The sequence below is a fragment of the Chryseobacterium tructae genome (assembly GCF_030409875.1).
Lineage (GTDB): Bacteria > Bacteroidota > Bacteroidia > Flavobacteriales > Weeksellaceae > Chryseobacterium > Chryseobacterium tructae.
In genome coordinates, this window is sequence record NZ_JAUFQR010000001.1 from 3,990,254 (window position 1) to 4,013,363 (window position 23,110).

17 protein-coding genes and 4 pseudogenes are annotated in these 23,110 nt (G+C 36.1%); 3 read left to right on the forward strand and 18 right to left on the reverse strand.

The window, feature by feature from the left end:
- The 7 genes and pseudogenes from QWZ06_RS19740 to queG all read right to left on the reverse strand — a co-directional run bounded on the left by QWZ06_RS19740 (position 1) and on the right by queG (position 8,887).
- Complete coding sequence (locus QWZ06_RS19740) at positions 1-1,443, reverse strand: efflux transporter outer membrane subunit (protein WP_290300678.1); 1,443 nt, start codon at positions 1,441-1,443, stop codon at positions 1-3.
- Positions 1,424-4,545 (reverse strand): annotated as a pseudogene (locus QWZ06_RS19745) (efflux RND transporter permease subunit). Before QWZ06_RS19745 ends, QWZ06_RS19740 begins: the two are co-directional and overlap by 20 nt.
- Positions 4,546-4,573: 28 nt before the next feature.
- A complete protein-coding gene (locus tag QWZ06_RS19750; RefSeq protein WP_290300679.1) occupies positions 4,574-5,662 on the reverse strand; it encodes an efflux RND transporter periplasmic adaptor subunit in 1,089 nt (362 codons plus the stop codon).
- Between the two features lie 59 nt (positions 5,663-5,721).
- Complete coding sequence (locus QWZ06_RS19755; RefSeq protein WP_290300680.1) at positions 5,722-6,054, reverse strand: hypothetical protein; 333 nt, start codon at positions 6,052-6,054, stop codon at positions 5,722-5,724.
- 304 nt (positions 6,055-6,358) lie between these two features.
- Positions 6,359-6,811, reverse strand: coding sequence for an SRPBCC family protein (locus tag QWZ06_RS19760; protein WP_290300681.1), 453 nt, complete (start codon positions 6,809-6,811; stop codon positions 6,359-6,361).
- A 92-nt stretch (positions 6,812-6,903) separates the two neighbouring features.
- A complete protein-coding gene (locus QWZ06_RS19765; RefSeq protein WP_290300682.1) occupies positions 6,904-7,587 on the reverse strand; it encodes a TIGR02117 family protein in 684 nt (227 codons plus the stop codon).
- A gap of 361 nt (positions 7,588-7,948) precedes the next feature.
- Complete coding sequence (gene queG, locus QWZ06_RS19770; protein ID WP_290301389.1) at positions 7,949-8,887, reverse strand: tRNA epoxyqueuosine(34) reductase QueG; 939 nt, start codon at positions 8,885-8,887, stop codon at positions 7,949-7,951.
- A gap of 172 nt (positions 8,888-9,059) precedes the next feature.
- On the opposite strand from queG, the gene QWZ06_RS19775 reads away from it, so the two are divergent.
- Positions 9,060-9,359, forward strand: coding sequence for a rhodanese-like domain-containing protein (locus tag QWZ06_RS19775; protein ID WP_290300685.1), 300 nt, complete (start codon positions 9,060-9,062; stop codon positions 9,357-9,359).
- A 27-nt stretch (positions 9,360-9,386) separates the two neighbouring features.
- Positions 9,387-10,004 carry an HD domain-containing protein gene (locus tag QWZ06_RS19780; RefSeq protein ID WP_290300686.1) on the forward strand — a complete coding sequence of 206 codons (618 nt, stop codon included), beginning with the start codon at positions 9,387-9,389 and terminating at the stop codon, positions 10,002-10,004.
- 376 nt (positions 10,005-10,380) lie between these two features.
- Here the strand turns inward: QWZ06_RS19780 and QWZ06_RS19785 are convergent, their stop codons facing one another.
- From QWZ06_RS19785 to QWZ06_RS19830, 10 genes and pseudogenes are all read right to left on the reverse strand, one after another.
- Positions 10,381-11,148 carry an alpha/beta fold hydrolase gene (locus QWZ06_RS19785; protein WP_290300688.1) on the reverse strand — a complete coding sequence of 256 codons (768 nt, stop codon included), beginning with the start codon at positions 11,146-11,148 and terminating at the stop codon, positions 10,381-10,383.
- A gap of 32 nt (positions 11,149-11,180) precedes the next feature.
- Positions 11,181-12,170 (reverse strand): NAD(P)H-dependent flavin oxidoreductase, encoded by a 990-nt coding sequence (locus QWZ06_RS19790; RefSeq protein ID WP_290300689.1) that lies wholly within the window; start codon positions 12,168-12,170, stop codon positions 11,181-11,183.
- Positions 12,171-12,248: 78 nt separating this feature from the next.
- On the reverse strand, positions 12,249-12,746 hold the full coding sequence (locus tag QWZ06_RS19795) for a hypothetical protein (RefSeq protein ID WP_290300691.1): 498 nt from the start codon (positions 12,744-12,746) through the stop codon (positions 12,249-12,251).
- A 148-nt stretch (positions 12,747-12,894) separates the two neighbouring features.
- Positions 12,895-14,261: pseudogene (locus QWZ06_RS19800) on the reverse strand (peptidylprolyl isomerase).
- Positions 14,262-14,347: 86 nt separating this feature from the next.
- The gene (locus QWZ06_RS19805) at positions 14,348-15,271 is read right to left on the reverse strand and encodes a PfkB family carbohydrate kinase (protein WP_290300693.1); all 924 of its coding nucleotides are present in this window, start codon (positions 15,269-15,271) and stop codon (positions 14,348-14,350) included.
- A 27-nt stretch (positions 15,272-15,298) separates the two neighbouring features.
- Positions 15,299-15,856 (reverse strand): gliding motility lipoprotein GldD, encoded by a 558-nt coding sequence (gldD, locus tag QWZ06_RS19810; RefSeq protein WP_290300695.1) that lies wholly within the window; start codon positions 15,854-15,856, stop codon positions 15,299-15,301.
- A 44-nt stretch (positions 15,857-15,900) separates the two neighbouring features.
- Positions 15,901-16,935, reverse strand: coding sequence for an A/G-specific adenine glycosylase (locus tag QWZ06_RS19815; RefSeq protein ID WP_290300697.1), 1,035 nt, complete (start codon positions 16,933-16,935; stop codon positions 15,901-15,903).
- A gap of 79 nt (positions 16,936-17,014) precedes the next feature.
- Entirely contained in the window at positions 17,015-17,470 is a 456-nt protein-coding gene (locus QWZ06_RS19820; RefSeq protein WP_290300698.1) for a hypothetical protein, read from the reverse strand.
- A gap of 77 nt (positions 17,471-17,547) precedes the next feature.
- Positions 17,548-18,908, reverse strand: a pseudogene (locus tag QWZ06_RS19825) (DUF5458 family protein).
- Between the two features lie 20 nt (positions 18,909-18,928).
- Complete coding sequence (locus QWZ06_RS19830; protein ID WP_290300700.1) at positions 18,929-19,375, reverse strand: type VI secretion system contractile sheath small subunit; 447 nt, start codon at positions 19,373-19,375, stop codon at positions 18,929-18,931.
- A 355-nt stretch (positions 19,376-19,730) separates the two neighbouring features.
- Between QWZ06_RS19830 and QWZ06_RS19835 the strand changes: the two are divergent.
- Positions 19,731-20,776, forward strand: a pseudogene (locus QWZ06_RS19835) (hypothetical protein).
- Between the two features lie 64 nt (positions 20,777-20,840).
- Here the strand turns inward: QWZ06_RS19835 and QWZ06_RS19840 are convergent.
- A complete protein-coding gene (locus QWZ06_RS19840) occupies positions 20,841-22,937 on the reverse strand; it encodes a M13 family metallopeptidase (RefSeq protein WP_290300703.1) in 2,097 nt (698 codons plus the stop codon).
- Positions 22,938-23,110: the final 173 nt, after the last annotated feature.

Sequence of the window (23,110 nt, forward strand, 5' to 3'; positions counted from 1 at the left end):
TTAATCCAACTTTCCTCCCAGCGCCTTGAATAACAGAACATTATTTCTGGTATTCTGATGCTGAAACTGCAATAGATCAAGTTCTGCTGTCAGCTTACTTTTCTGAGAGTTGATCAGTTCAAAATAATTGGCATATCCTGTCAGATACAGATCATTGGAAACCTCAACTCCGCGATCCAGAAAACCTACTTCTTCTGATTTTAACTTTAATACCCTTTCATAGATTCTGGTCTGTTTCAAAATAGATTGAAGCTCATTGAACGCGGTGGTAATACTCTTTTGATAATTTAGAAAAGCAATTTCCTGTTCTTTACTGGCTACTTTAAACTCATATTTCAGCTGACCTTTATTAAAAACAGGAACCATTAATCCACCTAACAACTGCCCAGCCAATGAGCTTGGCTTGAAAAGCGTTTCCACGGAAAAAGAATTCATCCCAATTCCAGCTCCTAGGTCAATCTTTGGATAGAAAGCAGCTCTTGCGGCTTTAGCATCTGCCTGTGAAGCTTCCAACACATAATAATTGGCAGCAACATCCGGTCTTGAATGAATAACAGCTTCTACATTAATAGTCTTGTTTAAAACATCCATATTAGTAGGCATAAGTATTTTACCACGCTTTACTTCTCCACCATAGCTTCCCGTTAAAGTTGTAATCGCTTGCTCAACGGTAACAATCTCTACTTTGATATGTTCAATCTCTGCCAGCCAGTTGTTATTCTGTGCTTTGAACTGCTGCACGGCAAGCTCTGTAGCTTTTCCCACTTCACGTTGTGCCAGAACAATTTCAAAGGCTCTCTGCTGAAGGTTATAGTTCTTCTGATAGATGGCAAGGCGGTTGTCTAAGGTCACCAATTGATAGTACAAATTGGCAATATCGGTGAAGAGCTCAACCTGAAGTAATCTCAACCCTTCTGTAGAAGCCAAATACTTCTTTTGGGCTGCAATTTTCTTATTTTTTAGTTTCCCCCAAGCATCAATTTCCCAGCTGCTTCTTGCTCCAAGCCAATAATTAGGGGTAAAATCACGGTTAATTTTCTGCTCATCCGTAATATTTGGAGAAAGATTCGTGTCATAGTTTCCTACTCCTTCCATGGTGTATTTTCCGTAACGGTTTCCGCTGGCTTCTGCTCCGACTTCAAGGGAAGGCAAAAGATCCATTTTCGAACGCTGCAGAAAGCTATTGGCAATCTCTACTCTTTGGTGCGCAATCTGAAAATCCGGATTAGCCTGTACTACTTTATCAAAAAGCTCCAATAAATGAATATCCGTAAAATAAGCTTTCAGATTAAGTTGCTGGAATTCTCCTGAACTGGAAGCTTTAGTTGGTATTTCCGGCAATGTCTGAGCTTTTTTGAGATCAGTTACCTTTGGAACAGCACATGATACTAAGCTTAAGGCAGCTACTCCAAACAATATATTTCTAGGATTTAATCTTTTCATCTTTCTTCTTATTTTCAAGTTTTGCAAAGAATATATACAGTCCCGGAATGACAACCAATCCGAAAATAGTTCCAATCAGCATTCCTCCTGCCGCTGCGGTACCGATAGAACGGTTACCAATGGCTCCGGCTCCTGATGCGATACACAACGGAATAAGTCCGGCTACAAAGGCAAAGGATGTCATCAGAATAGGTCTCAGACGTTGTCTTGCTCCTTCAATGGCTGCAGGAATAATGTCAAACCCTTGCTTGTTTCTGGCTACGGCAAATTCTACAATCAGAATAGCATTTTTAGCCAATAACCCGATCAGCATGACCAGAGCAACCTGTGCATAGATATTATTATCCAATCCTGCCAGTACCAATGCGATATAAGATCCGAAGATTCCCGTCGGAAGACTTAATAACACAGGCATTGGAAGAAGGAAACTCTCATATTGAGCTGCTAATAAAAGGTATACGAATAACAGACAGATCAGGAAAATATACACCGTTTGGTTTCCTGATAAAATTTCTTCTCTTGTCATTCCCGACCATTCAATGTCGAAACCTCTTGGAAGCACTTCTTTGGCTACACGCTCTACTGCGGCAATAGCATCTCCCGAGCTGTACCCTTCTGCGGGCTCTCCATTAATCATAGCTGACATATACATATTGTACCTTGTCAACACCTCCGGACCATACACTTTTTCAATGGTAATAAATGTTGAAAAAGGAACCATTTCTCCTTTATCATTTTTAAGGTATAAATTCAGGATACTTTCAGGAGTATCTCTGTGTTCCGGACTTGCCTGAACCATTACTTTATACATTTGGCTGAAACGGATAAAATTGGTTGCATAGTAAGATCCCAGCATGGTTTGTAATGTAGACATTGCATTGTCTACAGACACTCCTTTCTTCGCTGCCATATCATAATCCACATGAATCATATATTGTGGGAAAGTAGCATCAAAACTGGTAAAGTTATTCTGCAGTTCAGGAGCTTCATTCAATTTTTTAACAAAATCTTTGGTGATTTTATCAGTGTTTTCGATGGTACCGCCTGTTCTGTCAAGCATACGTAATTCAAAACCACTTGTATTTCCGAATCCAGGAACAGTAGGTGGAGCAAAAATTTCAATCTGGGCATCTGCAATTCCTTTTGTTTTTTCTGAAAGCTCGGTGATCAGGTCATTGACTGAAATGGATCTTTCTTTCCAGTCTTTAAGGTTAATCATGGCCATTCCGTAGGATGAACCTGCAATTTCCGTTACAATACTGTATCCAGCAAGAGTAGTTACATTCTCTACACCTTTTATCTTTTTGGCAATAACCGTGACTTCATCCAATACTTTTTCTGTTCTTTCTACGGTTGCTCCCTGTGGAGTGGTTACACTTACATATACCATTCCCTGATCTTCCATAGGAATAAATCCGGTTGGAAGGAACTTACTCGTTACAAAGGTTAATCCGATAAACAGGAACAGCAATCCAAAGTAACTGTAGTTCTGGTCGCGAATTTTGACAGAATACTTACATAACCATTAGTTAGTCTTTCAAAACCTGTATTGAAACTTTGAAAAGCCCGGTCAATGATGGTTTTCTTTTTATGATGATCATGAGGCTTTAAAATAATTGCACACAATGCCGGAGTAAGTGTCAATGCATTTACCCCTGAAATCACAATACTAATGGCCAACGTTAATGAAAACTGACGATAAAATACTCCTACAGGACCATCCAGGAATGCTACAGGAATAAATACGGCAGACATTACAATAGTAATAGCAACTACGGCACCTGCAATTTCCTTAGTAGCACTGATGGTTGCATCCATCGCATTCATCCCTTCTTCCATTTTTACATGGACGGCTTCAACGACGACAATTGCATTATCTACTACAATTCCAATTGCCAATACCAGCGCAAATAAAGTCAATAGATTTACGGAGAAATCCAGCATATTCATAAAGGCAAAAGTTCCTATTAATGCTACTGGAACTGCCAATACAGGAATCAACGTAGAGCGCCAGTCCTGAAGAAATATAAACACCACAATTCCTACTAGAATAAAAGCTTCGATAAGGGTTGTTAATACCGCGCTAATCGAGGCATCAAGAAATCTGGAAACATCATAGGCCATATTATATTCCATTCCTGGTGGGAATGAGGTTCCTTTTAATTCTTCCATTTTAGCCTTTACACTTTCAATTACTTCAGAAGCATTGGATCCAGGACGTTGCTTCATCATAATAGATGCAGAAGGTCTTCCGTCTGTTTTGGAAACCATTCCGTAGTTCATTGCCCCGAATTCTACCTTAGCAATATCCTTAAGCTTTAAAATCGTTCCATCTACATCGGATCTGATCGGAATTTCTTCATATTGTTTAGGCTCAAAAAATTTCCCTTTATATTTAATGACATACTGAAGCTGACTGGAAGTTTTTCCGGACGTTTCTCCTACTTTTCCAGGTGCTGCGGAAATATTTTGCTTTTGTAATGATGTAATCACTTCATCTGCTGAAATAGTATAGGCAGCCATCTTCTGCGGATCAAGCCACACTCTCATGGAGTATTCTTTCTGCCCCATGATTTCAGCACGTCCTACTCCATCAATACGTTTTAGTTCCTGAAGAACGTTAATATCCGTAAAGTTGTAGATGAACTGCTCATCCTGGCTTGGATCCGTACTCGTAATGTTAAGGTACATCAACATACTGTTCACCTCCTTTTCTGTAGTTACTCCGGCACGGATTACCTCTTCGGGAAGTTCATCAAGAATGGTTGTTACCCTGTTCTGAACGTTTACCGCCGCTACATCGGGATCTGTTCCCACTTCAAAGAAAACCTGGATCAGGGTAAGCCCGTCATTGGAAGTTACCGTTGACATATAGGTCATTCCCGGAACCCCATTAATAGCTCGTTCTAGCGGAAGTGCAACAGCATTAGCTGATACTTCGGCATTGGCTCCTGTATATTTTGCTGTTACCGTTACTGAAGGCGGTACAATATCCGGGAACTGGGTAATCGGCATCTTTAATAACGCCATAATTCCCAGCAATACAAATAATATAGAAATAACCAACGAAAGAACCTTTCGTCTTATAAACATCTCTACCATAATAAGTTGATTTAAAGATTATGAAAGGTTAAGACTTCTTTTTGATTTTAATAATATCACCATCCTTTAGGGACTGAGTACCTTCATAAATGATTAAATCTCCTCTTTTAAGACCATTTTCTACTATATAGGAATCCCTTAATGTAGTGGCGATCTTGATATTGGTCATTTTCACTTTATTCTGTTTATCCACTACAAAAACGTAGGTTTTATCCTGAATAGAGAATGTAGATTTTTGTGGAATAAGAATAGCATTATCCTGATTTTCGGAAATGATCAGTTTTCCTGAAGTACCATGCTTGATCAGATGGTCTGGGTTTGGGAAAAGTGCTTTATATCGGATAGATCCTGTCGTTCTGTCAATTTCACCTTCTGCTGTTTTTAATGCTCCATTAAATTGATAATTAACACCATTAGGTAGTGTTAATTCAATTTTCTGATGTTGCCCTAGTTTATCATTAGCGAGAAGTTCAAAATAAAGGTTTTCCGGGATTGAAAAGTAGGCATACACCTCATTAAGCTGGGATAATGTTGTTAATAAAGTTCCATTTTCTACTAAACTCCCGTCTTTAAGAGGAATCACATCAATAACTCCATCGAATGGGGCTGTAATTCTTGTAAAACTGATCTTCTGAAGTACGGTTCTTTTTTCAGCATCGGCAAAAGCATGTTTAGCCTGAGCGGATGAAAGCTTTGCCTTTACCATTTCCAACTCGTTATTGGCTACAAACTTTTTAGCATGAAGGCTCTGGATCTGCTTTAATTCTACTTCAGCAATACGAACATCTGCCTGAGTTTGTTTCAAGGCTGCATTAGCCTTTAAAAGCTCCATTTGTAGCTCAGCATCATTGATCTTGAATAAAGGTTGCCCCTGATGAACAAATTGTCCTTCATTGACATAAATGTGTTGAATAATTCCACCGATTCGGGAACGCATCTCCACATTTTTCTTAGCTTGAATATCCGTCACAAACTGATTGCTGACCAGAGTATCTTTTTCTTTGATTTCCAGTACAGGAACTTCTTTTTCTTTTTGATCGTTCTTTTTCGTGTCTTTACTGCATGACACTGCGAATAATATTGCAAAGCTGCAAATTATTACATTTTTAAAATACATTTTTGAATGTTTAAGTTATAAAATTTTCGTTAAAATAAATTGAAATTCAATACCTTAAACTAGTACAACTGGAGGAGATGGAGAAAGGACTTAACTCCACAAATAGTAGAAACGGCAATATCAGGAAGTACAATTTTCGGAGCAATTTTTAAAATTGCTGAAAAGTCCCCAACTGCCTGATCGTTTTTACGTCCTGAATGTTTTACAATTTTAGAAGCAGCAGGCAATGCATGCGTATTCATATCTGCTTCTTCATAAACATCCAGAAGATGAATATTATTTACATGGGGAAGATGAGGTATATTCTGTAATGAATTTTCTACCCAATTCGAATTGAAAAGGGTAAAAACTAATAGGATATAGAAATAGAAAAACGACCTCAGACCTGTCATGTCAATAGAATACTTAGTTTTTCAGTAAAAACGATAGTTCTGCAAAAATAGGAATTTTTGATGGAGTTCCTGCCCATAAACTGTTAAAAAAACTTAAATAATACTGATGAAATCTCATTTTTTTGATGATGACATAGGGTATTGTAAACAATATCATTGTATTAAAAACAGTAATTGATGAGGTATTGGGACATCATATTAATATCGTGTCCGAATAGGAAAGAGTAAAGTGAAGATTCTTTAAAACAATTAATGAGATTCTTCATTCGTCAGAACGACAAACGACATACAATAAGTAAATTTTTTAAAATAACTTAGTGAGCACTCTGAAACGATAATCAAAGATGTATTCCAGTTTCTTTTTTACGAATAATGAATGAGCTATTTCACCTAAGAAACCCAAAGGAAGTTCATAATCTATAGTATCTTTCATCAATACACCTTCTTCATTAGGAATAAATTCATGATGATGGTTCCATAATTTGTAAGGCCCTTTTCTTTGAAAATCGATAAAGCTTTTCTGAAAATCGACATGGGTAATTTCGGTCTGCCATTTCATTTTAATCCCTAATAGCGGGGAAACATAATAATCAATGAGCATTCCTTCATATATTTCATCATCTTCCATTTCTGTTAATACCGTAAACCCCATATCCTTCGGCGTAATTTCGGAAAGATTATTGGCTGAGGAAAAAAACTTCCACGCCGTTTCTATGTCACAGTTTAGTTGTTGCTCTCTGAAAAGCTTATGTTTCATCTTACTTCTTTTTAATTATATCCCACATCAGAACAGGCTTTATTGAAATTTCTTCTCTTTATTACAAAAAAACAAAAAAATAGGTTTCATGCTTATTTATAATGATGGAAAATTCCAAAATCAGAAGGTGTCCAAAGTGCAGCCTTTTGCCCTGCAGCCTTCAATGCATTATTTGTCCAGGTATTGCAGGTATAAAGGAAGCTGTATGTTCCTTTTGCATCATAAAATGCATCATTATCACCATATACTGCATTGGTAGGAATCAGCATGAACTTTCCGTTCTGATCTCTGTCGAATTTATCTTCTACAAATTTAACTAAACTAAGGTACTGGCTTCTGCTGATCATCATCATTTTGCAGTCTTCCCCTTCTTTCATTGCATAATAATAGGTAGTATGCATTGCTGAATCACTTAGCCAGAATGCGGCTTTTATTGCTGTTGAAAACTTCAGGTCAGCCCAAGTTGGAGTATCCAGATAAAAGCCTTTATCTCCCCATCCTATTCCGATATATTGATAATCTGTTTTCTTGGATTTTGTATCTGCAAAAGGAATCATAAGGCTCCAGTCTTTCAGGTCATTTTTTACTGGCATTACAATATCTGTGTGAACTCCATTGGTATAAATATAGATTGGGATGTCTTTCTTTTCGCCATCATCTTTGGCAGAGACCGGAATAAAAGGGATCAGCAATCCCAGAAGAACATATATAATTACAATTCCCAGAATAACTCCTACAATTTTCAACACGTATATTAATATGGTTTTCACAGTCATGTTTTTTGAATAAAATTTAATATATAGTTTTTCGTAAAAGTATTTGTTTTAATCGAAAAAAACGCTATATTTAGTTACGAAATATTCACAAATATGCGTAAAAATACCAAGTCACAAAAAAGATTTAAAGTAAGAGTAAAAACTGCTCCAAAAAGAGTACAAAAAAAACGTTGATTTTCGGTGAGACTTTAATCTCATGAAAATCAATTTTTCTTTTTAGGAAAGGGTTTTTAGACAACTTATCCAGTTAAATCAAAACCTCTTTAGTGTGGAAAACCTAAGGAATGGTCGATTATCAGCTCTTGTTTGGAACTTTAAAAATTTCCAACGTAGGAATCGTCACCAAATATTTCAGCAAAAATTAATCTGAAGATTGTTGTAAGAATTCAATATTTCTCTTCAGACCTGCAAATTTGGTTCTTTTTACGGGAGATTTTCTAAAGATCTCGGAAAAAATTTCCTGGGTAAGCTCTTTCCATTCTCCTTTTTTGAAGTTCTTTAGCGCTTCATTAGGCTTGAATCGGCTCTGCTGATGGGGTGCCGCAAAACGGTTCCAAGGGCAGACATCCTGGCATATATCACATCCAAACATCCAGTCTTCCATTTTATTTTTGAAATGATCCGGAATTTCATTTTTAAGTTCTATCGTGGCATAAGAAATGCAACGGCTTCCATCAATGATCTTTTCCGAAACAATAGCGTCTGTAGGACATGCATCAATGCATTTTCTACAGGTTCCGCAATGATCTGTTGTTTCATGATCCGCTATAAGTTCCAGATCGCAGATAATTTCTGCCAGAAAATAAAAGGATCCGTTTTGTTTGGTAATCAGATTAGCGTTCTTCCCTACCCAACCGATTCCTGATTTTCGAGCCCAGCTTCTTTCCAATACAGGTGCAGAATCTACAAAGACCCTGAATTCAAACTCTCCTATTTCTTCCTGTAATTCTGCAACCAACTCTCGGAGAATCTCTTTGATCACTTCATGGTAATCTTCGGCATAGGCATATTTTGAGATTTTAAAATTCTCCAGAATGGAAATTTTCTCTTCGGGGAAATAGTTATAAGAAAGTGAAATAACAGATTTAGAACCTTCTACCAGTAATCTTGGATCGAGTCTTTTATCAAAATGGTTCTCCATGTATTTCATTTCCCCATGGGAATTATTTTTCAACCATTTTTCAAGGTGTGCAGCATCTTCCTCCAAAAAGTCTGCTTTAGATATCCCACAACTCTGAAACCCAAAGCTTTTAGCCTTAGACTTTATCAATTCGGAATATTTTTCAGCACCAGCGTTCATTAATTTCACAGTGCAAAATTAAGATTATTTTATCAATCTTCCGATGAGTAGGTCTGTTTCATGTTCAAGTTTAAAACCGTTTATTTTCTGAAAATTTATGCTTCCATTAAGATTTTTTTCAAAAAAAAATTACGTAATTTCGTCTATAATTTAATGTTTAAAACAAACAACTATGTCTTTAATAGAAGTAATACAATCTGGAAACTATGAATTGATCGACGTTCGTGAGCCAATGGAGCTTGAAATGGACGGAAATATAGATGGTGCCAAAAATATTCCACTGGGTGAAGTAGAAGACAGACAGGATGAGATCCTTTCTATCGAAAAACCGGTTATTTTATTCTGCAGAAGTGGAAACAGAAGCGGAAAAGCATTGGAATACCTTAACACTCAAGGATTAAAGAACGGTTATAACGGCGGAGGCTGGGCTGAGCTAAAAGCTGTTCTAGAAGCAAACAGAGGAACTTTTTAAAAGTTCCTTTTTTTATATCCTATCACCATGAATATTAAAGATCAATTTGAGCAACTTTGTTTACCTTTTACCAAAGATCAGAGTTTAATTAACAACCTATGGAAGGAGATTGATACAAAATATACTGAAAAAGGCAGGCATTATCACAATCTTTTTCATCTTGAAAATATGTTCAGGGAACTTGAACTTATCAAAGATAAAATTTCTGATTTTACAGCCGTTTCTTTTTCCATCTTCTATCATGATATTGTTTATAATGCAAGTTCTAAATCTAATGAAGAAAAAAGTGCTTTAAAGGCTAAAGAAAAACTTTCTGAACTTGGTTTCCCTCAAAATCGTATAGAACATATTTATAAACAGATTCTGGCGACCCAATATCATCAAAAATCTAAAGATGAAGACACCAATTATCTTTTGGATGCTGACCTATCCATTCTTGGGAAAGACCTTGAAACTTATCTTACTTATACAAGAATGATTAGAAAAGAATATTCCATTTATCCTGATCTTCTTTATAAACCTGGCAGAAAAAAAGTTCTTAAGCATTTTCTGGAACTCGACAGTATCTTTAAGACTGAATATTTTAAAGAAAAGTATGAAATGCAAGCCAGAGCCAATATTGCGGCTGAAATTCAATTGCTATAATTAAAAAACAAAAAGAGATGCAAAATTGCATCTCTTCACACATTCACATCAAACAAACCTTTAATGATTTATACCATTACTTTCGCTAAACCTATTTTTCAAAAATAACAATTTACATATCTCTAATAGGTGAAATTCATTGTGGATTTATTGTAATTTCAGGCTAGAATAAAGGCTTTGTGTATAGATTAATGTCATTCATGAGTTTCAACAAATCATCTATACTTTGTTTTCCTTAATGTTATATTCTTAGGAAAATAATTGACCTTCTGCTTTTTCCTACTTAAATGCTTTTCAAGTGTACTGACTGATAATTGCATACATATTGTACAAAAAAAAGCATCCTCATTTCAAATAGGATGCTTTACTTTTTATTTTACAGTTTATTGATAAACTCTGAAACTTTTCCAAGAATTAAATCCGGAGATTCTTTATGTGGAGTATGTCCAATTCCCGGAATGATATATTTTTCTGCAGTGCCACTTACCTGGGTTACCGTTTTATCTACCTGATCCAAAGTACCGTATTCATCAGCCTCTCCCTGAATAAACAAAAGGGGACAAATTATATCTTTCAAAAGATACTCGATGTTCCAGGTTCTGTAATCATCGCGAGTCCAGGTTTCTGTCCAGGCTTTGAATAAGGTTTCCACCTTATCTCCATGGTATTTGTGAAGACGTTCCGGCAGATTGGTAGTTTTGTAAGCTTCCCAGGCATCATAAACACCTTTTAAAGTGACTTCTTCAACAAAGATATGTCCAGCTTCACAAATGACCGCTTCCACCTTTTCAGGATATTTTGCAGCTGTAATTAAAGCAATTGTTCCTCCATCACTGTGTCCGAATAAAATTGAATTGTCAATATTGAGCTCTTCTAACAACTCGTTTAGCAGATCTGCTTCCAATTCCATGTAATGTACAGGCCTTACATGGGTAGGCATCGGATAAGATTTTCCATAGCCTAAGCGGTCATAAACAAGGACATTATATTGAGTTTCTTCTGCAAGCTTAGCAGGCAAGTCCCTCCAAAGCTGTACAGATCCCAGCGAGTCATGTAAAAAGACAATAGTTGGTTTATTTTCGAATGAATTGTAATATTCTGTATATAGTTTTTTTCCTTTTACATCGATGATTCTACTCTCCATTAATTCAAATTATCATATTATATTCCTGCTTGTTAGAAAGAAGGCATTTTAATGTCTTCAAATTCGCTTAAAAGATGATTGAAAACAGTTTCCACCGGAAGGATATCATCAATCAAAGCTGAAACCTGCCCTATTTCAAGTTCACCGTCTTCCATATCACCTTCAAACATTCCACGCTTCGCTCTCGCTCTTCCTAATGATTCAATTAGTGCTTCTTTATTTCTTCCCGCATGGTAGATATCTTCAAGTTCATTGAAGAATTTATTTTTAACCATTCTTACAGGAGCCAATTCTTTAAGTGTCAAATGAGTATCTCCTTCCTGAAGTTCTGTAATTTTCTTTTTCCAGTTCTCATGAGCGCTTGCTTCTGTAGTAGCAGCAAAACGCGATCCGATTTGTACTCCATCAGCTCCAAGAATCATTGCGGCTTTCATCTGGGAACCTAAAGCAATTCCTCCAGCTGCAATTAATGGTTTTGAAATATGTTTTTTTACGTTGGGGATAAGACAGAATGTGGTAGTTTCATCTCTTCCGTTATGCCCTCCTGCTTCAAAGCCTTCAGCTACTATCGCATCCACTCCTGCATCTTCACATTTTACGGCAAATTTGGTAGAAGAAACTACGTGAGCTACTTTGATCCCTTCTTTTTGTAGAGTTTCTGTATAAGTTTTCGGATTTCCTGCTGATGTAAACACAATTTTCACACCTTCCTCCATAATGATCTGGATGATTTCTTCAATATTAGGATATAACATAGGAACATTTACCCCAAAAGGTTTATCCGTAGCTTGTTTGCACTTCTGTATGTTTTCTCTGAGAATGTCAGGATACATGCTTCCTGCTCCTATTAATCCTAATCCTCCACAGTTGGAAACTGCAGATGCTAGCCTCCATCCGGAATGCCAGATCATCCCAGCCTGGATAATCGGATATTTAATATTAAATAATTCTGAAATTCTATTTTGGTTGGCCTGCATATCATGCAGTTTTTTAGCCGCGTTGAAATCTATAAAATTGCCCATGCTGTAAAAATACTAAAAACAAAGCTTGCCAAGCCCTCTATCCCTTAAAAAACATTGACAAAGGCTACTTAAATAGTATTATTTCTTATACTGTTCTAAAGCATTATCTATAATAAAGCTGATGTTTAAAAAATTCTGAATCAATTCATGTGTATTTTCCAATATATGATCTGGTTTCAAATCAACCCAGCCTTGCATTAATGTCAAAGGGCCATATTGAATATTTACATTAGGCCAATCTTTTTGATACTCCATAAATTCATTTCTAAAATCTTGTGCAAATTTTCTACTTGATAATCTGTAGTTTTTCAATTCCCTAAGCTTTAGAGCATGGATGTTATAATACATTCTTTCCTCCCGAATCGTAGTATCATTTACCCATATAGAAAAGAAAATCCGGCCTACAGCATCTAACGGTGAATTCACATCTGAAGACCATTCCGGTTTATAAACTTTAAGAGCAACCGAGTCCAGAATAGTCATAACAGATAATTTCAATCCATTATTTTCAAGTTTCTTCACGAGATCTTCTGTGATTGCTGAGTGAAATTCATTCAAATAAAAATCGTAATCCATCCTGATGGTTTTTGTAAAGGTATCAAATAATTTCATCCCAATATAGAAAAGCTAAGCATCTAATGGAAGCCCATATAAGGAATCATTTTGCATTTGCCTTCACATTTTTTACAAAAAAAAACCTTCAGAAATTCTGAAGGTTTTGATTTTATTTTTTGATTGATTCTTTCTTCCAGTTGGATTTGAAATTACAATTATCGTAACGCCCATCAATGGAGATGAAAGTAACTGGCAACTTGGAGTTGACAAATTTTTCAACCATTTCGTTTTTCTTTTTATTAAGAGCCATCTGTTTGATTCGGCTAAAGTCTGTTTCCAGAGTAATCTGGTGTGAAGGAATCACATCTTCAAGCTTAATGATTTTTACAGCTTTTCTTCTGTTGTCTTCATCATCAAAAGCAGAGGTAATGTCTCCTTTATTCAATCCTGCCAATTCGTAGCTGATTGTTCCAGGAATACTTTCTCTTTCAATTTTATCAGAACCATCGCCTCCAGGAATTACTCCGGCATTGAATTTAGTTTTTTTATCATCTGAGAATTTGAATGCAGCATCCTTAAACGTCATCTTACCATCAATAATTAATCCTCTGATACTGTCTAATTTTACTTTTGCAGTCTTAAGCTCTTCTTCTGTAGGTGTTGCTTTCAAAAGAATGTGTCTTGCATCGTATACTTTACCCGATCTCTTGATTAACTGAATAATGTGGTATCCGAATTCAGATTCAATAGGATCTGAGATATCGTTTCCTGAAGGTTTAATGCTGCAGCTTCAAACGGCTTTACCATTTGTCCTTTGTTGATATTCTTATATAACCCTCCATTAGAAGCGGAACCTTCATCTTCAGAGTAAATTCTAGCCTGGCTTTCAAAAGTTTCTCCACCAAGAATATCTTGCTTAATCTTTTTCAATCTATTGATAAGATCTTGCTTATGCGCTTCCGTTAAGGTAGGATACATCATGATCTGAGCTAGGGTAACTTCGTCTTTTACCTGTGGCAGCTGCATTTTATACATATTGTAAAAATCAGTTACCTCATTAGGAGTAACGTCTGCTTTATCTGTAACTCTCTGATATTTTGCCTGTCCGTAATATTGATCCGTATCGATTTTTTCGATAGCGTTTTTCATTTCGTAGGCATTTCTGAATTTATAAGCAGTTAATAATGCCTTTTCATCCGGAAATTGAGATAGCAACTGACGGTATTTTTGATTGGCCTGCTCTTTGATCGCAGCAGAACGGTTTTCAATTAACGTATCTTTTTTTGCTTCGTATACAAGAAGTTTGTTGCTGATAAGACTTTCAAGGAACTCACACTTGTCTGTGTTAGTAGCTCCCTGTTGTTTCCCATAATTCATCTGCTCGGTAACATCCGATTCCAAAACAATTTCATTTCCGATCACAGCAGCAATACCATCCACTAAATCTCCCGGTTTTAGCTGGGCGTTCATCATATTAGAAGAAAATATCATGATGAAAATCCCAAGAAGATAAGTGATTTTTAGTTTATTTGTCATTTTACTATTTTAACAAGTTGCAAATTTAGAATTCTTAACGAATTTTACTCAATTTTTTATTATAAATATTTCTTAAAAAGACTTATTTACTGCAGTTCAACATCAAATGTCGTCAATTCTTTAAATTGTCTCAATCTGTTGAACATATCTGATTCCTGTACTTCCTGAATTCTTTCTGTTCCGAATTTTTCTACAGTGAATGAAGCCATTGCAGATCCTACGATCAAAGCAGACTTCATGGTTTCGAAATCAATTCTTTCTTTTTTAGCAAGATAAGCGGCAAAACCTCCCGCAAAAGTATCTCCTGCTCCTGTTGGATCGAAAACATCTTCTAATGGAAGTGCCGGAATAGCAAAAACTTTATTATCGTGGAAAAGTAAAGCTCCGTGCTCTCCTTTTTTGATGATAACATACTCAGGTCCCATTGTGTGGATCTTTTTAGCAGCTTTTACTAAAGAATATTCTCCAGAAAGTTGTCTTGCTTCTTCATCATTAATTGTGATTACATCTGTTTTTGCAATCATATCCATCAGAATATCCAACGCACAGTCCATCCAGAAGTTCATCGTATCAAGGATGACAAGCTTAGGACGGTTGTTCATTTTTTCCAACACGGATAACTGAACTCCAGGGTGTAGGTTTCCAAGTAATAAAATTTCGGCATCCTGCATAGAATCTGGGATCTTCGGATCAAAATTCTCCAATACGTTTACTTCTGTAGCCAAAGTATCTCTGGTGTTCAGATCATTGTGATATTTTCCAGACCAGAAGAATGTTTTTCCTTCTTTTACGATTTCAATTCCTTCGATGTTTACTTCTCTGTTTGTAAACATATCAAGGTGTTCCTGTGGAAAGTCTCCTCCTACTACAGAAACAATACCAGATTTAACGCCTAAAATAGATGAAGTGATCCCAATATAAGTAGCAGCTCCGCCTAAAATTTTGTCCGTTTTACCAAATGGTGTTTCAATTGCATCAAATGCAACACTTCCTACAACTAAAAGTTTCATATATTTTTCAATGTATATTAAAAGTAATTATTTTTTCCATTCAAAAGAATCCAGCAGGTGCTTCATATCGTTTTTGATATAGTTCACTGCAGGAGCCAGAGAGTCCGGCTTCGGTCTCGTATTAAAGTATAAGTAACCAGTTACGAAATGTTTCGTACTGTCTGTAATGTAAAATTGAAGATTGGAAGCACTTTGCCCCTTCAGTTCATAGAAATTCCCGTATACTTTTTTTTCGGGATATTCAAAGGATTTTGTATCTATAGAACTGGCTTTAATGGTATGTTCGTAAACCATCTTTTCAGCTTCCCTAATGTGTTCTGCAAAGTCATTTTGTATCGGGTAATAAGTAACGAAAACTTTTGCTTTCATTTGAGGATAATTCAGATAATACCAGCAAGGTTTTTTAGCTGCTGTAATATTAGCAAAGTCCGAATACTCGAAAGTATAGGCACAGTTGTTTTCAAACTTCTGGTATTTCGGTGCTGGATATTCCAGACGCAGTTCTCCGTACGGTTTCGGAACCGGGTCTTTTCCACATGAAATTAAAAGCAGTGATACAAAAATAAATATGACTTTTTTTATCATTTTGCAAAAGTACAAATTAGATTTCAGATTTCGGAAGACAAATTTCAGTCTTTCAATGAGTTTTGAATGTAATTTTCCAGAGGCTTTGGAAAGGATTTTTCATGGGAACCCTGAACGTCTGTAATCTGGTATTGATTTTCAGTGATAAAGCGATTCCATATCTCTTCTGAAGTCACCTCAACATTGAATATTTCAATGCTTAAATTCTTGTGTGTCAGCTTATGAGTAATTGTTTTTGATCCTTTAATAAAAGGTTCCATTTCAGCAGAAATAGAGGTTGGAAACTCAAATAATTTTTTCCAGATAAAATCTTCTTTTCTCTGACGGATCAGGAATTCTCCATTTCTGTGAACAAAATAATAGGTCAAAGCCAGATCTTCCGCCTTTACCTTTTTTGTTTTAACAGGATAATCGGGTATTTTCTGAAGGGAAAAAGCCAAGCAATCTTCATTAATCGGGCATTCACCGCAAAGTGGATTTTTGGGTTTACAGATTTCTGAACCGATATCCATCATAGCCTGATTGAAATCGCCCACGTTGTCAGGCATTATTAGAGCCGCTAATTCTGAGAAATAAACAAATGCCTTAGAGTTTGAAATATCAAAATCATCGGCAAAGAAACGGCTGAGAACCCTGTAAAAGTTCCCATCTACAGCCGGAATTCTTCCTCCAAAGCAAATGCTTGAAACCGCTGCTGCTGTATATTTCCCAATTCCTTTCAGTTTTAAAATTTCTTCGTACTGATTCGGAAATACACCATCATAATCATTCATGATCTGTTGGGCTGCTTTATGGATATTGATCGCTCTTGAATAATAGCCTAAACCTTTCCAGTACAGTAACACTTCATTTTCCTCAGCGGTAGCCAAAGTTTTTACATCCGGAAATCTTTTAATGAAATTATTATAATGATTCAACCCCTGATTGATTCTTGTCTGCTGAAATACAATTTCACAGATCCAGATTTTATAGGGGTCTTTTGTCTGTCTGAAAGGCAGATCTCTTGCATTATTCCGATACCATTCCAAAAGCCTGTTTCCTACATGAAGGAATTCTGAGGCTGTAATATTCTTTTCCAAAAACCAATCAATTTAAGTCACTGAAGAGATGTTACTCCTTCATCCTGTATTATTTCAGGAACGCAAAGATAGGTTTATTTTATTTTTTCTTCACAGAATATACAGATGCTCCTCTCAGCCACTGATATTTCAGGTTTCTGTCTTTTGCTATAAAACGATATCCATCCAGTTTTTTCAGGTAAAGATACATGGAGTCTTCTTTCAGTTTTAATTTGTAAGGAGATAGGAACATCATGGGCATTTCTAAAGTAGAATCTCTAACTGTTTTCAATACTTTTCCGGATCTTACTTTATAAAGGAAAAATGATTTTCCACGACCTTTGGAGCTGTCTGCCAGCTTTACATTTGAGCTTGCCAGTACCAATTCGCTGCCGTCAAAACATTCTTCTTCATCCATGATATACGCCTTACCTTGCTGACGTTCATCTGCAAAAAGATCTTCTTCATATTGACCTGGACTTTGGTATTTTTTTTCACAACTTACCAAAAGAGCCATCAATAATAGCGGCAAGCCAATGGCCAGTTTAATATTCATTTTAATATTCATAGGTATTGGTAGAAAAAAACCGATGTAAAAAATGCATCGGTTTTTATTATTTAAATAAGGTGTTATTATTCCTGAGTGTATTGAGCATCCCATTCGTTACCATCATCTCCTTTGTGTCCGTCTAGTTTAATAACGAAACTTTTTGTAGGGAAATAAGGAGTCATACGGATATCAAGCCATACTCTGTCTTTGTTTACTCTATCCTGCTCGAAACGAACAATCTTGAATTTCTCGATCAATTTATCCGGCCCTTTGATATTATCAAGGAACGTTACTATTTGTCTTCTCAAATCGTCTTCGTTTTTAGCATTCCAGTTTTCGAAAGCTCTTCTGTTTAAGAAGTCTAGTAATACTTTAGTTACATAGTCGAATACACGAACTACTGAATACGTCTGAAGACCAATGTTGTCTCCTGTAAATAATGTCTTCGCAGAGAAAGCCATAATTTACCATATTCGTTAACCATTGGTACAAGACCCATTTTTTCCAACTGAGAAATTTCACTTTTCTTCAATTCGAATTTCACGGCATCTACTTCGTTGATATTACCGTGCTTTTTACCAGCTGCTACCTGAGACATAAGAGTCTTATGGATTTTTCCTGCTAATGAAGTGGAAGGTGGAAGTTCTACGTTTTCTTCTTCCCCTACTTCTTCAGCTTTTCCACGACCTACTAGCCAGTTACACGTCATGATCACGTTACTTCTGTGAAGTTCACCACCTGTAAGGTTTGCAGAATGGAATAAATCTACAACGTCATCCGGCTTATCAAGGTTCGCAAAGTCTGTAACCATCATTACTTTGTTCTCGTTACAGATTTTAGCCCACTTTTCAATAACTTTATTAGATCCTAAGTATCCAGGGATAGCAAGGAGTGAGTAGTTATCTCTAAGGTCTAAACGGTCGTAGTAATTTTTGAATTCTTCAGAAATAGCATCAATGAATAAAGGATTGTCTAAGTCTGAAACCTGATCAAGGCTTGCGTTTACAATACTTACGTTATCCACTTTATCCAATTCTGTATTTTTGTAGAATTGAGCTACAGTTCTATAGTTGGTTTCCAACATACGAACTGCGTCTAGTGTACTTTTTAGGTTTTTCTTTAAATTCTGATCAGCTTGTTGTGCTTTAGTTTTGCACGTATCAGCCATTTTATCTGCAGATTCACTTCCTTCTAAAAGGCTTACCCAAAGGTTGATCTTCTGAAGAAGTTCTTTTCTTTCTTCTGATTTATTGTTATCGTTAAGGAAGATTTCTTTCCTTGCTTTTCTGGTTGGGTTCATATTGGCGATACCGTCTACAACGGATTCAACAAAGCCAAAACCTCCCATTTTATTGAGCTCTGCAAGCGGGTTCCCTTTCGGTTGCCCTGAGTGTTGCTGCTGCCCTTGTTGTTGGCTTTCTTGCGCCTGTAATTTGCTATCCATGATTTAATGTAAGTCTTTAATTATTTTTCAAGTTCTTGTGCTACTTCTTTCAATACATCGATGAACGCCGCTCTAGTTTGGTCGTTCTCCAGCATATTACGAAGAATTTTATTGGTTTTTAACTGACGTACAATTTTATTGTACTGCTCCTGTTCCATGCTCAGTTGCTGAAGATAATCAGATTTTTGAGTAAGGCTTTTAGGAGTAAAGTCTCCAAGATTCTGAAAACGGAATTCTTCATCAACCACTCCTCCATCTTCTGTTTCGTGCTGTACTGCCACAGAAGGCTGGAAATGTTTGAAAACATCTTCCACGGTTTTTAATCCTGTTACAATTTCAGGGGTATAAGATTCGTCTGTTGTAAGCTGGCTTACTATCAGTGATTTATTTTCCTGTATTTCCTGAATAGCTTCATTAGCGTCTACTTTTACCTCGTTTCCGCCAACACCATAATTAAACATTGCCATATTATTATTATTTTGAGATTTACTATTTTGGTTTAGATCTGTATTTTAATAATTTACAAGTAAATTGAATTCAATACAAATCCAGAGTTTAAATTTAAAAAAAAACTGTAACATACAAAATTTTGTCAAGATTTTTCTTATCTATTTTAAATTTGCGCCCATTTATTTAACATAAAATCAAAGTCTTATGAAGTCACTAAGCTATGAAAAAATAAATAAAAACAAACCATGGAAAGATAAAATAAAATCCTGATCTCTTTTAGATTTATAAAAAATATCCAACACATATTAAAATAAGAATTCTTCTGATGTAAGGAAAAAATATTCATTATATTTAAGTAAAGTAAACAGAGTAATGAAAGATGTAAAGATTGCGTTTAGAAAACCAATATATCCTGTTTCGGAAGCATTAGAACAGTATTTGGAAAAACATAACAGAACGACCAAGATTCACTTCTTATATGAAGATCTGTTAAGGTTTAGTGACAGTATAAATATTCTGGATAAGGAAGGCAAAGATACTTTATGGCTCGGTGTCATGTACCCTGAATATGAGTTAAAGAAATAGAGGCTAATTTAAATAAGATATATACCCTTCTTCACTCTGATGGAGATGAGGCTACTTTACCGTACCTGGCAGTGGATACCATAGACTTTTGTACTTTCGGAAATTCCAAACCTTTTCGAATTCGGGTAAGAAATATCCTGAATGATAATTATACTAATTTTTATATTAAGCAGGCCGATGCTTCCCGCATATATGGTCTGGAGCTTGAAGACTTGCTTTCTCCTAATCGAATTAATTTTCTGATTTATAAAAATACTTTAATAGAAGAACATATTTTAGGGATTCCCGGAGATGTATTTATTCAAAAACATATGCCCCATTGTACAGATTTGGAAAAGGCACAGATCTCTAAAGAATTTGTAAAATTCAATGAGCGTTGCCTTATTGGGTTATTGGGTGATATGCGCTCCTATAATTACGTCATTATCCCTATACACGATTTTGATCAGGTTATTTATAGAATTCGCCCCATTGATTTTGATCAGCAAAGTTACGAGGGGAATTTGAAGGTTTATCTTCCCCAATATTTCAAAGAAAACAATCCGATGGTTACAATGGTACTGGAAAGACTAAAGCCTAATTCTATAGAACAATATCGGAAGGAAGTACGTTCTCAAATTGTAAAAAGGGTAACCAGCAGTAAGAACAGATTTGATGAACTCATTTCTATTATGAAAAAAGAAGATCTTGCCCCGGAAGCCAATGTTACAGAGCTAAAAACGGCATTGCAAAAACTCACCTATGATATCAATTTCAAATATTGCAAAACGATGGGAGATATTATAGAAACCGGAATAAAGTTTGTGATCCGGAATTACAAAAAGGCATATTAAAAAAGAATCCATCTCACATTACATGGGGATGGATTCTTTCTTTTCTAACAATTTTTTGGTACTCTTACCAAATTTTTATTCTCTCCTCAGGAGCTTTGTACATTTTATCTCCCGGTTTAATATCGAATGCTTTGATAAATGAATCCTGATTCACCAATGGCCCGAAAGCTCTGTACATTCCCGGAGAGTGCGGATCTGTTTTCACCTGGTTAATCATATATTCATTGGTTGCTTTTGTTCTCCAAACGGTAGCCCAGCTCATAAAGAATCTTTGATCCTGAGTAAATCCACTGATTTTTCCTGGGTTTCCTTTATCTTTAAGATACATCTGAAGGGCATCATAGGCTACAGCTACCCCACCTAGGTCTCCGATATTTTCTCCACTTGTAAATTTACCATTCACAAAGCTTCCTTTTACAGGTTCATAAGCACTATATTGAGAGGCTAACTGACCTACTTTTGCGTCAAAGTTCTTACGATCAGCATCTGTCCACCAGTTATTAAGGTTACCATCACCGTCGAAACGAGAACCACTGTCATCAAAACCGTGAGATATCTCGTGACCAATTACGGCTCCAATTCCACCAAAGTTTACTGCAGCATCTGCATTAGGGTTATAGAAAGGAGGCTGAAGGATTGCTGCCGGGAACACAATTTCGTTATTAGATCCGCTATAATAAGCATTTACCGTTTGCGGAGACATTCCCCATTCAGTTTTATCAACCGGCTTACCTACTTTATCAAGATTTCTTTGATACTGCCATGCCGATACATTCTGTAAGTTAGCATATAATGATCCACCTTGTTTTGGAGATTCTACTTTTAATTGACTATAATCTTTCCATTTGTCCGGATATGCGATCTTCACTGTAAATTTGGATAATTTTTCCTGAGCTTTTACTTTGGTTTCAGGAGACATCCAGTCGATATTGGCAATATGGGTTTTGAATGATTTTAAAAGGTAATCAATATAGGTTTCCATCTGCTGTTTTGCTTCCGGAGTAAAGTATTTGTCTACATATAATTTCCCAAATGCTTCTCCAAGAACTCCGTTCACAAGAGTTAAACCTCTTTTGTTCATAGGGCGTTGCTCTTTTTGCCCTTGTAAATCTTTTGCATAGAAATCAAATCTGATTTGCTCAAGGTTTTCATCCAGGTTACTAGCATTTCCATTAATCAAATGGTATTTAAGGTAGTCTTTTAGTAATGGCAAGTTTTTCTGTGTGATGAACTGATCCATGTTCTGGTAGTATTTCAGCTCGCCAATGATCACTCTATCTGTATTAACCCCTGCTTCTTTTAGATATTTTGCAAGGTCAACATTTTTTACTAACCCTGACAATTCCGAAACATTTTTAGGATTGTATCTTAAATTAGCATCTCTGTTTTGCTCCAATGTTAATAGATAGTTCGCCAATTGCTTTTCAAAGTCCACTACATTCTGTGCAGCCTGGCTTGAATTTTTATAACCTAAAACACCAAATAATTTTCCAACATAAGCCTGGTACTGGCCTAATGTCTTCGTATTGGCTTCGTTTACTTTCTGATAATAATCTCTTCCTAAACCAAGATCCGGTCCACCAAGATATACCGCATTCATTTTAGAATTCTTCATATCGGCTCCGGCTCTCCATCCGTAAAAGGAGTTATCTCCTAATTTTGTAGCTTCTAAAAGATATTTCTGAAGATCATTAACACTTTTGATAGCCTCTATTTTTGCCAGATCTGTTTTGATAGGATTTAATCCATCTGCATTTCTTTTAGCAGTATCCATAAAAGAAGCATATAGACTTTGGATCTTCTGCCCTTCAGAACCTGCAGGATATGATTCAGTAAGAATTTTATTTAAAATATCCAATGAAGAGTCATCTACATTTTCTCTCAAAGCATTGAAAGATCCCCAATTGGCTTTATCTGAAGGAATTTGAGTTGTTTTCACCCAATTTCCATTCACATAGCTAAAAAAGTCATCCTGCGGACGGACACCTGTATCCATATAAGATAGATTGATCCCTTCCTCTTTTACTTCTTCTTTTGCCGGCGTTGCTACTGTTGCTTTAGCCTCTGTTTTTGTCTCTGTCCCTGCAGTCTTTGCTGCACCACACGAATTTAGCAATACTATACCCGAAAAGGCAAGTATACCAATATTTAGCTTTTTCATTGAAGATAATTTTTGATTTTACACAAACTTATCAAATATACAAACTTTAATGATATGTAATGGATATAATTATTCAATGGCGTTTTGAGGTATGTGGACAAGTTTTTAGTCTTGGGTAGAAATAGTGTAGGCAGGCCATCCCGTCAAAATTCAGAGAATTTTTGACACCCTTC